This is a genomic window from Candidatus Thalassolituus haligoni, assembly GCF_041222825.1.
In the GTDB taxonomy this organism is placed as follows: Bacteria; Pseudomonadota; Gammaproteobacteria; order Pseudomonadales; family Oceanobacteraceae; genus Oceanobacter; species Oceanobacter antarcticus.
Genome location: NZ_CP139482.1, coordinates 3285405 through 3297464 on the forward strand (window position 1 = coordinate 3285405; position 12060 = coordinate 3297464).

At 53.9% G+C, this 12060-nt stretch carries 8 protein-coding genes; 4 read left to right on the plus strand and 4 right to left on the minus strand.

From position 1 onward, the window contains the following. Positions 1–24: 24 nt before the first annotated feature. From SOJ49_RS14665 to SOJ49_RS14680, 4 genes are all read left to right on the plus strand, one after another. Positions 25–975 carry a Gfo/Idh/MocA family oxidoreductase gene (locus SOJ49_RS14665; protein WP_369855241.1) on the plus strand — a complete coding sequence of 317 codons (951 nt, stop codon included), beginning with the start codon at positions 25–27 and terminating at the stop codon, positions 973–975. A 203-nt stretch (positions 976–1178) separates the two neighbouring features. After that, positions 1179–2174, plus strand: coding sequence for an aldo/keto reductase (locus SOJ49_RS14670; protein ID WP_369855242.1), 996 nt, complete (start codon positions 1179–1181; stop codon positions 2172–2174). Positions 2175–2273: 99 nt separating this feature from the next. After that, positions 2274–3230: a helix-turn-helix domain-containing protein gene (locus tag SOJ49_RS14675; RefSeq protein WP_369855243.1), complete on the plus strand. Its 957-nt coding sequence runs from the start codon at positions 2274–2276 to the stop codon at positions 3228–3230. Between the two features lie 110 nt (positions 3231–3340). Then, positions 3341–3895 carry a peroxiredoxin family protein gene (locus tag SOJ49_RS14680; protein WP_369855244.1) on the plus strand — a complete coding sequence of 185 codons (555 nt, stop codon included), beginning with the start codon at positions 3341–3343 and terminating at the stop codon, positions 3893–3895. A 121-nt stretch (positions 3896–4016) separates the two neighbouring features. On the opposite strand, the gene SOJ49_RS14685 is transcribed toward SOJ49_RS14680, so the two are convergent. The 4 genes from SOJ49_RS14685 to SOJ49_RS14700 all read right to left on the minus strand — a co-directional run bounded on the left by SOJ49_RS14685 (position 4017) and on the right by SOJ49_RS14700 (position 11968). Next, positions 4017–4994, minus strand: coding sequence for a magnesium transporter CorA family protein (locus SOJ49_RS14685; RefSeq protein ID WP_369855245.1), 978 nt, complete (start codon positions 4992–4994; stop codon positions 4017–4019). Between the two features lie 30 nt (positions 4995–5024). Beyond that, positions 5025–5906, minus strand: coding sequence for a transglutaminase N-terminal domain-containing protein (locus tag SOJ49_RS14690; protein WP_369855246.1), 882 nt, complete (start codon positions 5904–5906; stop codon positions 5025–5027). Then, positions 5906–8446, minus strand: a complete 2541-nt coding sequence (locus SOJ49_RS14695; protein ID WP_369855247.1) for a circularly permuted type 2 ATP-grasp protein — start codon at positions 8444–8446, stop codon at positions 5906–5908. The genes SOJ49_RS14690 and SOJ49_RS14695 overlap by 1 nt, the downstream gene beginning before the upstream one ends. Before the next feature lie 144 nt (positions 8447–8590). After that, entirely contained in the window at positions 8591–11968 is a 3378-nt protein-coding gene (locus tag SOJ49_RS14700) for a DUF2126 domain-containing protein (protein WP_369855248.1), read from the minus strand. Between the last annotated feature and the right edge of the window lie 92 nt (positions 11969–12060).

Sequence of the window (12060 nt, forward strand, 5' to 3'; positions counted from 1 at the left end):
GACACACAGATCAGGAGAACAAGAATGAGATTATGTGTTGCAGGTGCCGCCGGCGCCTTTGGCCAGAAACACCTGGACGCGGTCGCCAACATTGAAGGCGCTGAAGTGGTATCCGTTGTCGGTACCCGTCCCGACGTCATCAAACAGGTAGCAGAAGAACGTGGCATTCCACACTACTGTACCGACCTGGCTGAAGCCCTGGCCCGTGACGACGTTGACGGCGTACTGCTGGCAACACCGACCAGCATGCATGCCTCCCAGGCGATCCAGTGTCTGGAAGCCGGCAAGCATGTGATGGTTGAAATTCCGATGGCCGATAACATCGAAGACTCTCGCAAGCTGGTTGAAGTGCAGCAGCGTACCGGCCTGGTCGCCATGTCTGGCCAGACCCGTCGTTTTAACCCGTCTCACCAGTGGATTCACAACAAGATCCAGGCCGGTGAGCTGAACGTTCAACAGATGGATGTACAAACCTACTTCTTCCGTCGTACCAACACCAATGCCAAGGGTCAGGCACGTTCCTGGACCGACCACTTGCTGTGGCACCACGCCTGTCACACCGTTGACCTGTTCCAGTATCAGACCGGTGAAACTTGCAGCAAGGTTCAGGCGCTACAAGGTCCGATTCATCCAGATCTGGGCATTGCCATGGACATGAGCATTGGCCTGAAAGTACCCAGCGGTGCAATCTGTACCCTGTCGCTGTCGTTTAACAACGAAGGCCCATTCGGTACTTTCTTCCGCTACATCTGTGACCAGGGCACCTACATCGCCCGTTACGATGACCTGGTAGATGGCTACGAAAACCCGATCGACCTGTCAGGCGTTACCGTATCCAACAACGGTATTGAACTGCAGGATCGTGAATTCATCGCCGCCGTCAAAGAAGGCCGTGAGCCTAACTCTTCTGTTGCCCAGGTTCTGCCCGCAATGGAAACTCTGGATAAGCTGGAACAGTTGCTGGAAGCCGAATAATCCGTTGTAACGGAATCCTGCGGTGATCTGCTGCTCTACTGCTGGCTCCCACGCTCCGGCATGGTAGCCATGGGTGGCATCCGTTCCCACGCCGAAGCGTGGGAACGAGTCAAGCATCCGACGCTGCAACTCCGAATCACGCGCCAACTCGCTTCCCAAAACCGGCTCCGCCGGTTTTTCCGTTTCTGACATGAGGTGTTTTTATGACCACGCTGAAGACTGAATTTAACAACCCCGGTATCGGTCTGGGTTGTATGAACCTGTCCCATGCCTATGGTGTTCCGCTCCCGGAAGACGAAGCCATCAAGGCATTACATGCCGCGTTTGATATGGGCTATCGCCATTTTGATACCGCCACCTTGTATGGTGGTGGCAAGAACGAACTGCTGCTGGGCAAGGCCCTGAAAACGCTGCGCAACGATATTTTTCTGGCATCCAAAGGCGGCATGCAGATCGGCGAGCAAAGCGGCGTCAAGGAAATCAATGGCGCTCCAGCCACCTTGCGCAAACAGGTCGAAAACAGTCTGCGGCGCTTGCAGGTTGAACACATCGACCTCTATTACCTGCACCGTCTTGATCCGAACACAGCGATCGAAGCATCGGTTGGGGCACTGGCCGAGATGGTAAAAGAAGGCAAAATTGGTGCGATCGGCCTGTCTGAAGTCTCCGCCGACACCCTGCGCAAGGCCCATGCGGTACACCCGATTGCAGCGTTACAAACCGAATACTCGCTGTGGAGCCGTAACGCCGAAATCGCCGTATTGCAAGCCACTAAAGAGTTGGGTACCGCCTTTGTTGCCTTCTCTCCGGTAGCGCGTGGCTTCCTCGCCAATGGCCTGCAGGACGTGGACTCACTGGAGCCGAAGGATATTCGCCGTAATATGCCGCGCTTTTATCCAGAGAACTTTGCTGCCAACCTCAAGCTGCTGGAACAGTACCACCAGATTGCCACCACGGTTGGTTGTACGCCTGCGCAATTGGCACTGGCCTGGGTTTGCGCTCAAGGCGACCATATCGTCCCCATTCCCGGGACACGCTCAGTGGCCCACATGCAAGAAAACCTGCAAACCCAAGACATTACCCTGTCTGCCGACATCATCCGCCAGCTGAACCTGCTGATCAATCAGACCACCGTCACCGGCAGCCGCTACAGCCCGGCCCAGCAGGTTGAAATTGATACCGAAGAATTCAGCAGCTGATTGTTGTCGTAGCCGACGACGCCTGCCAATAACATCCATGGCTTTCGGCAAATACTGTCGCAAAGCCATGGCTTACAAAAACAACAATAAAAACATCTTATGAATTCAGCGCAATCCAGTAGAGCAACCGATGGCAACGCCAAATCACCATCCGGTACGTATCAGCGAATTTCCCGCTACACCCTGTACAGCGAGGCGCCGTCCGCCAGTGACCCGGAGTTTGTCCACATTGAGGATATTCCCAGCCGGGCCAGACTGTTCGACTGGGCCATCAATATTCATACCCATCCGAATATGTTCCAACTGGTCTTTGTCCACACCGGTTCAGTGCGGATATTTATTGATGGCCAGGAAGAAAACCACAGTGCGCCGGTGATTATCTCGGTACCTGCCGGGGTGGTGCATGGTTTCGAATTTGAACGCGAAGCCACCGAAGGCTGCGTGATTACCGTCTCCCGCCTGCTGATTCAGGACGACCAGTTTGCCCGCCAGTTTCCGTTCGAACAGGAATTACTGCAAACCGCCCGTATTATCAACCTGACCCACCACCCGAAGGATCTGGCCTTTATCGACCAGACGGCCCTGCAATTGACGGATGAGTATCAGGGTAATGCCATTGGCAAAAAAGCCATGTTTGCCTGGCTACTATTCGGTTTACTGATCAAGCTGGGGCGTCTGGTCGAAGAGCGTCCGGAAACCGGCCCGGAAGATATTCACAGCGAACGCTTCCGCCGCCTGAACACCCTGATCGAAGGGCACTATCGCCAACACCAGGCGGTCGAGTTTTATGCGCAGGAACTGTGCACCACCCCGGCCAGCCTGAGCCGTACTTGCAAGCAGGTGGCCGACAAGAACATCACCGACCTGCTCTACGACCGCCTGATACTGGAAGCCCAGCGTATGCTGATTTATTCCTCAGTGCCGGTTTCACTGATCGCCTATGATCTGGGGTTTAATGACCCGGCCTATTTTTCGCGCTTTTTTCGCCGCCGGGTTGGCCTGTCGCCAACCGCATTCCGGGAACAAAGGGATGGTATTCATGGTATAAACTCGTAACGGGATTACCATCTCGACAGTACGACCTGAATAACATCATCCGCTGCCTGACCACACTTGGCTGGGATAATCATTACATCACCCGCTCAATTCAGACAGGGACTTGCATCATGAAACTCACTGCCCCATGTTCTCCCATTGATTTTTCTTCTAAAGATATTTACGGCAATCCCATTCGTCTGAGCCATTACGCCGGGAAAAAGATTCTGCTGGCCTTTTTTCGTGATGCCGCCTGCCCTTTCTGCAACCTGCGCCTTTATGAACTCACCAACCAATACAAAACCTTGCAAGCCGCCAACGTTGAAGTTATCGCCGTATTCAGCTCAACCGCAGAAGAAGTCAGACATTTTGTTGCTCGTCATCCGCGTCCCTTTATTTTGTTGAGCGACCCCGATCTGCAACTGTACGAACGTTATGGTATCGAGCAATCTGCCATGGCCATCGTCAAAGCCATACTGTTACGCTTGCCCCGTATCGTCAGTGGCTTGCTGAAAGGTGGCACTGGCGATACGAAGAATCCTCATATCAAACTGGTGCCTGCCGATTTCCTGATTTCGGAGCAAGGAGAAATCCAGCTCGCCTGGTACGGCCGCCACACCAGCGACCATATCCCGATGAAAACGCTGGAGCAATTTGCCGCTGGGACGCTCGGCTCCCGCCGTTAGGGATGATGTGCTATTAGAGGGGAGCCAGAGCGAGTTTGGTGTTATGGAACGGGCACTCAGGTAACAGGTCAAGTGCCTTGGGGATCGCTTTCCTGGTTTACAGCCGAGATGCCAGCTGCGCTTATAACCAGCGCAGCTTGCGGAACCAGGCCAGCAACCCAACGGCTAATGTAGCCATGGCCCCCAGCAAGATAAAGTAGCCGTTGTGGAGTTTCAGTTCGGGAATGTATTCGAAGTTCATACCGTACAGCCCGGCCAGAAAACCCAACGGGATAAAAATCGCGGTAATCACGGTCAGTACTCGCATGGTGTTGTTGAGCTGGTGCGAGGTAACGGCCAGATAACCGTCAATCAGATCGCCGCAAATGTCGTAGAACATCGACACCAGACTGGCAAGACGTTCAAAGCGGTCGTGCAGATCATTCAAAGTGTGATCCAGCCCGAGATCCGGCTGTTCAAACAGCGCCAGATCACTGGATTTCAGCTCATCGGTAATACTCTGGTGATAATTAAAAATGCGCCGCAGCTTTACCAGTCGTGACCGATAGCCCATTAACTGGCGCATCAGGGCATCGGTTCCCTGGTCGTGCAAGGCATCTTCAAGGTCACTCAGCTGGTCTTCAAACGCCAGTACATGTTCCAGATACATACCGGCCGAGGTATGCATAATGCGTAACGCCAACTGGGCCGGGCAGCGCTGTAAATGAATACCGCCATGTCCTGCCATCAAACGATTGATACTTTCCGCCGGTAACGGGTGATAGCTGATCAGCAAACGCTCACTGATAAAAAATGAAATCGACTGGGATTTATGGTGTAACTGGCTATCAAACCGGGCGATACCGCGATACAGGATAAACACGTGGTCGTCGAATACTTCTAGCTTGGGCGGGTGGCGATCACGCTGGGCATCTTCGATGGCCAGCGCATGGCAACCCAGTCCCAACAATATCTGCCGTTCTGCCTGATGCTGTTCGAGTCCTTCCGACGTCAAATCGAGCCAGAGCCGACTGCTGGCGTCGTTACGCCAGTCATGCACCAACTCCTCTCCACCAATGGACGCCTGGCCATTGCCGTTAATCATCAGGGTACGAATCATCAACTGTCCTTCAGGTAAAAATACAGCGGCTCAGGTCAGGCGTGTTACATCGACCGCAACCCGTAGCACTGGATTACTGCCGCCACCGTAGATCACCCCGCACACCGGCGTCACGTCATAGAAGTCCCGTCCCCAGGCCGTCACAATATGCTGTTCATGTGCCATACAGTTATTGGTAGGGTCGTATTCAAACCACCCCTCACCGGGTGCATAAACCGCTAACCAGGCGTGTGTGGCATCAGCCCCAACCATTTTTTCTTGCCCTGGCGGCGGCAGGGTTTCCAGATAACCGGAGACATAGCGGGCCGCAAACCCCAGTGAGCGCAGAATGGCAATTTGCAGGTGGGCGAAGTCCTGACAGACACCTCTGCGGGTATCCAGGACTTCCTGCAACGGCGTCGCAATGGTGGTGGATGCCGGTGAATATTCAAATTCCTGGTAAATTTTACTGGTCAGCGCCATGACAGCAGTCAGTAGCGGCTTGTCATCTTCAAACAGATTAGCGGCAAATTCTTGCAAGATTTGCGATGACTTGAGCATCGGTGAATCCAGCAGAAACTCCCGCGCCAATAACACTTCTGGAGCACGGGAGCTGCTCATCGCCTCAAGAGCATCACGACAACTGATTCCAAACTCCAGGTCGGGTGCCGCTTTTTGTACTCCCGTCCGTACTTCGCTGGTGGATGTAATCACCAGTTTCTTGTGCGGCTTCTGAATTTCAAAGTGGTAGGCGTTATTGCCAAAATAATCACTGCGATTGGAGGTAAATGCAGCACCTGGCAGCACATCAACACGTGTCGATAAACATTGCTGTCGCAAGGTATCCCGAGGTGTGACATGGGCCATGTTGTAACAGTGGGATACCCGACTGTGATAAACATATTCTGTGGTATGACGGATTCGATATAACACTAGATACTTTCCCAGGTACTGTTAACCAGTTGCTGTGAGGCTTCCCGGTGATCAAAGTATTTGTCAGTAATCATTTCACTCAAGCCACTCAGCTGGCTGGCGATCTTTTTCATTTGCTCATCCAGGTGACTGCGCTGGAATCCGTCGGCTTTACTCAGTTCAGCCAGCGACGATAATTTGAGCAGCGTTTCACACTCAAGAATCCGGCGCTCATCGGCGGCCAACTCGTGCATCTGGGTTGGTGTTTTCGGCAGCGCCCGAATATGCTGCCGCAATTGTTCCACCTGATACATCAAGGAACGCGGATTGGTCGGATCCATCATCACCAGATCCAGACTCGTCTGGATGCCGACACGGGCACGGTAACGGCGGCGATAACTGATCAGGGCTTCCAGCGACAGCAATAATGCTTCACACAGTTTGCTCTGATCCGACTCGGACAATACCGGTACAATCAGACTGTCGATTGCAATCGCGATCTGGTAACCCCGTTCGAGACGTCTTCCCATATCCATAAAACGCCAGCCGAAACCACGAATCATGCTTTCCTGGGTCAGACCGGAAAGAGCCATCAGCGCGGTCACCAGCGGGTCGAGTGCTTCTTCCGGCGCCGATGCGAGGCTGCCAGAAAAGCTGATACCCAGCATGTTCAAGGCATCACGAATGTCGTTGATAACGCGGTAAGTATCCGACGACAACAGTTCCTTGGTTTCATCGGCGCAATAAAGCATCGCATTAAGGTTGCCGGAAATGCTGCGCAGTACCGAACCATTTTCGATAATGCCCCGCAGAGCTTCTTCTGCGGTCTGGTCATCGGTGGAACGTGACGGCGTCGCGGTGATCATGGAGACGGCATGCAGTAGCTGATGCTGGGTTATATCGCTGATACGCTCTTCGCCATTCAGCATCATAAAGGCCGTACGCAGTATCCGCAGGGCCGCTTCTGCACGCTCGGCATAACGCCCCATCCAGAACAGGTTTTCCACCACGCGGCTGGGCAGGCTGATCAGGTCGGCTTCACGACTGACCGGCTCATCCAGCTGCTCATCGTGGGCCAGGCGTTCCGGTTCAGAAGCAATAACCCAAGTGTCTTTGCTCTTGGAACCGGTTTGGCTGGAGATCATAAACGAACGTTCGCCATGACCAATGCGCGTCAACCCGCCCGGCATAACGGTGTAAGACGTGTCCGTTGCTACCGCAAAACTGCGCAGGATAACCGGACGGGGTTTGAGTACGCCGTCCACAAAAGAAGGGACGTGGGAGGCTTCCATCACTGGCTGGGCAACGTATTGGGTTGGATCAGCTTCAATCCGGGCTTTCAGTATTCGGGTTTCTTCCTGCCCCAGTTCTGGTCCATAAAGACTGCGGTTATCCAGATTGCGGTACACCGGCTTGATCACCAGTTCGTGCAAGTGATCCAGTACATAGGCACGATCCTCATCAAGACCACACCAGCGTGTTTCTACCGATGGCAAACGTAGCTCACGGCCCAACAAGTGTTTGGCGATACCGGGTAAAAAGCGTAAAAAAACCGGGTTTTCCAATACCCCGGAACCAAGCGGGTTAGCCACGACGACATTACCAGCCCGAACCACTTCAAGCAGGTTGGCGACTCCGAGGCGGGAGTCACCACGCAATTCAACCGGATCACAGAACCAGTCATCCACCCGGCGTAACAAGACGTCTACCCGGCTCAGGCCATCCAGCGACTTCATCCATAAAAAGCCGTTACGAACGACCAGATCGTCACTTTGAACCAGATGAAAACCCAGGTAATTAGCCAGGTAGGCGTGTTCAAAGTAGGTTTCGTTATGCGCACCGGGTGTCATGACCGCAACACGTGGCGTACTGGTATTGGGTGACAGGGAATTCAGTTTGGAACGCAGGCGCTGAAAAAAGGCCGCCAGCCGGTGTACATGGCTGTCGCGGAACAGACTCGGAAACACCCGCGACATCACGTTGCGGTTTTCCAGTGAATAGCCAGCACCACTCGGGCTTTGGGCACGATCGCCAATCGCCATCATCTGGCCATCTGCACCACGCACCAGATCAACCGAGTGCAAAATCAGATCGTGGTCACCCGGCAAGTGGATGCCATTACAAGCGCGTAAAAAACCACGATGGCAAAACAGTGCGTCAGGGGGAATCACCCCTGAGCGAATCAGATCCCGATTACCATAAAGATCCCGTAACAGCAGATTAAACAGCTCTGCCCGTTCCAGCAGACCGGCTTCAATCCGTCCCCACTCATCACTGCCAATAACGTAGGGAACCAGATCCATATTCCAGGTATGAGATGGCGTACTGGAATCACTGTAGATGTTATAGGTCGCGCCATCGTCCCGCAAAATACGCAGCGCCTTGGTCTGGCGCTCATCAAATGAAGCAGACCCCAGCTCTTTCAGACTGTCGAGAAGATAGGACCAGTGCGGACGCAGCTCTCCATTGGCATCGACGGCTTCATCCTGAAGTGCCGGATTATGGCGGTAGATCAGTTCATCGCTGTCTGGCCCTGGAGCCGGTGACACGGTCGGCGACATGCTTGTTCTCGCTGCGGATTCGAAGGAACGCTGTTAAAAAATTCCGGCCAAAAAAATGGCCGCTTGCGGCGGCCATTATGTCAGATTGGGGAAATTGTCTCAGCTTTGTTTGCTCCCTCCCCCAACAGAGGGAGCAAACGCGCCTTATTTACGCCGTAAATCCAGCGTACAAGGATAATCGTTCGGAGACTCTTCTGCTGGAGGTGCCATCGGACGCGGTTCGGTATGCGGGAAAAACTCCCGGATAGCATCGATGTCCGGACGGGCAGAATACGCCCCATGGCTGTGATCCAGCGTTGAGAAACGATTGACCCGGCGCGATTCCGCTTCAAAGGAATTTACCGGGAAAGTGTCGTAACTGCGGCCACCTGGATGCGATACATGGTAACTGCAGCCGCCCACAGAACGGCCATTCCAGGTATCAATCAGGTCAAACATCAATGGTGACTGTACCCCGATGGTTGGATGCAGCGCCGACGGGGGTGCCCAGGCCTTGTAGCGCACACCGGCAACGTATTCGCCATGGCGACCCGTGCTGGTGAGAGGTACACGACGATCATTACACGCCAGTACATAGCGGTTGTTGGTCATGCCGTACACCTTGACCTGCAAACGCTCGACCGAGGAATCCACATAACGGGACGTACCGAAACTGGAGACTTCCTCGCCCAGAACGTGCCATGGCTCAATCGCCCAGCGCAGCTCGATCTTGATATCACCCAGTTCTACCCGGCCATAATGCGGGAAACGGAACTCTTCAAACGGCAACAGCCATTCTGCGCGGAAATCGAGACCATGCTCCTGCAGATCCTGAGCGACTTCCTGAATATCTTCCCAGACATAATGTGGCAGCATGAACTTATCATGCAGCTGGGTATTCCAGCGCACCAGATCGTGTTTGTACGGATCTTTCCAGAAACGGATCAACAAGGCCCGGATCAACAGCGCCTGAACCAGCCCCATGCGGCTGTGCGGTGGCATTTCAAAACCACGAAACTCCAAAATACCCAAGCGGCCTGACGCGCTGCCTGGTGCAAACAGCTTGTCGATACAGAACTCGGCACGGTGCGTATTGCCGGTCACATCGATCAGCAGGTTACGCATAATGCGGTCGACCAGCCATGGCAGGGCAGATTCCCCTTCCGGCATTTGCTGGAAGGCAATCTCCAGTTCATACAGACCTTCGTCCCGGCCTTCATCCACCCGTGGTGCCTGGCTGGTCGGGCCAATAAAGGCACCCGAAAACAGATAGGACAAACTTGGATGATGCTGCCAGTAAGTGACAAAGCTGCGCAGTAAGTCAGGGCGACGCAGCATTGGGCTATCCGCTGGAGTCTTGCCACCCAGCGTGATGTGGTTACCACCACCGGTACCGGTGTGGCGGCCATCCAGCATGAACTTTTCAGTGCCCAGACGTGATTCACGTGCTGCCTGATACAACTCATTCATGGTGTGCATCATGTCGCGCCAGTTGCTGGCCGGGTGAATATTCACCTCAATAACACCGGGGTCTGGCGTCACCAGCAGCTTTTGCATACGCCAGTCACGTGGAGGCTCGTAACCTTCAATAATGATCGGCATATCCAGCGCTGCGGCTGTTTCCTCGATCATGGTCAGCAAGGCAACGTAGCTTTCCAAATACGGCAGTGGTGGCAAGAAAATATGAATTTTGCCACCACGAGCTTCAATACACATGGCCGTACGAACCAGATTGCGCCAGTAGGTCTCGGACTGGTCATCCTGCTCGGCACGCTGCTTCTGTGATTTTTCATCGGATACGGATTGCTCGGCAATCGGTTCTGGGGCAACTGTCGCCACACTACTGATGATTTCTTCACGAGTCTGCAATGCTTCTGTGGTGCGGAACGGGTCAGCTTCCTGCGGCAGTGGCACTTCTTCTGACCATGGCAAGCCTTGCAGTGGCAAACGCAGACCCATAGGCGAATCGCCCGGTATCAGCGTAATGCGACCACGGCGCAATTCCCACACGCTGGAGCGCCAGTTCTGGCCATAAAAGTCCCATTCCACTGGCACAACAAAACCGGTAGGCGTACTCAGCCCCTGATCCAGCACCCGTGCCAGACGACGACGTGCCAGTTCATCCTTGGCAGCCGCGATTTCGGAGTCCAGGTTAACGGGCAGATTTTGTTCTTCCAGCAGGTAATGCAGGCCATCTTCATAGGCCGCCTGAACATACTGGTCAGACAAGCCCAGTTTCTCAGACAATAGCGTGGCAAACTGGTGAGCATCTTTTTCTGTGTGGCCGTAATCTTTGTCAACCCGAGCCAACAGCTCGGGGCGTGTCCACATCGGCTGATTGTCGGTACGCCAGAACACACCCAGCGCCCAACGAGGTACTTCTTCGCCCGGATACCATTTGCCCTGACCATAATGCAGCATGCCTTCTGGTGCGAACCGGTCACGCAGTTTTAACAACAGGGTTTTGGCCAGACTCAGCTTGTGGGCACCCAGCGCTTCGGTATTCCACTGTGCCGCTTCCATATCATCAATCGATACGAAGGTTGGCTCACCCCCCATGGTCAGGCGAACATCGTTCTCAACCAGCAACAAATCGACCTTGTCGCCCAGGGTCAATACATCCGCCCATTCCGCATCGGTGTACGGCTTGGTAACACGAGGATCTTCATGGAAACGGGTAACGTCGTTCTTGAAGTCAAACTCGACTTCACACTTGTCGGTGTAACCGTTGATTGGTGCGGCCGATACCGGATGTGGTGTACAGGCCAATGGAATATGACCTTCACCGGCAAACAGCCCGGAAGTTGGATCCAGGCCGACCCAGCCAGCACCAGGCAGATACACTTCACACCAGGCGTGCAAATCGGTGAAGTCGGCTTCCGGTCCAGAAGGGCCGTCAAGCGACTTTTCATCCGACGTCAGCTGTACCAGGTAACCGGACGCAAAACGCGCTGCCATTCCCAGATGACGCACCGCCTGCACCATTAGCCAGGCACTGTCACGACAGGAACCGAGTGCCTGTTCCAGAGTTTCTTCTGGCGTTTGAACGCCTGGTTCCATTCGAATGGTGTATTCAATCAGCTGCTCAAGCTGCGAATTGACGTCTACCAGAAAATCAATGGTACGACGTTTTTTGGTCGAAATACCCGCCAGAAACTTTTCAAACTCTGGCCCCTGGGGTTCCAGCTCCAGATAGGGCTGCAGCTCTTTTTTGGTCTGCTTGTCGTATTCGAACGGAAATTCTTCCGCATCTTCTTCAAGGAAAAAGTCGAATGGGTTAATCACCGTCATGTCGGCGATGACTTCAACTTCTACCGAAAACTTGCGGGTTTTTTCCGGGAATACCAAACGTGCCAGGTAGTTGCCGTAAGCATCCTGCTGCCAGTTAACAAAGTGGTTTTCCGGCTGCACTTTGAGGCTATAAGACTCAATTGGTGTACGACAATGAGGGGCCGGACGCAGTCGAACCACATGGGGTGACAGCGAAACAGGCCGGTCAAAATCGTAGTATGTGTTGTGCTGAATCGCAACACGGATAGTCATAACTGCTCCCGAAATAGGAAAACTCTGAATATCGTTACAGGTGCTGGTCGGCCTTGCCAAACCAGCACCTCATTTTCGTCCCTGTTGCCTGC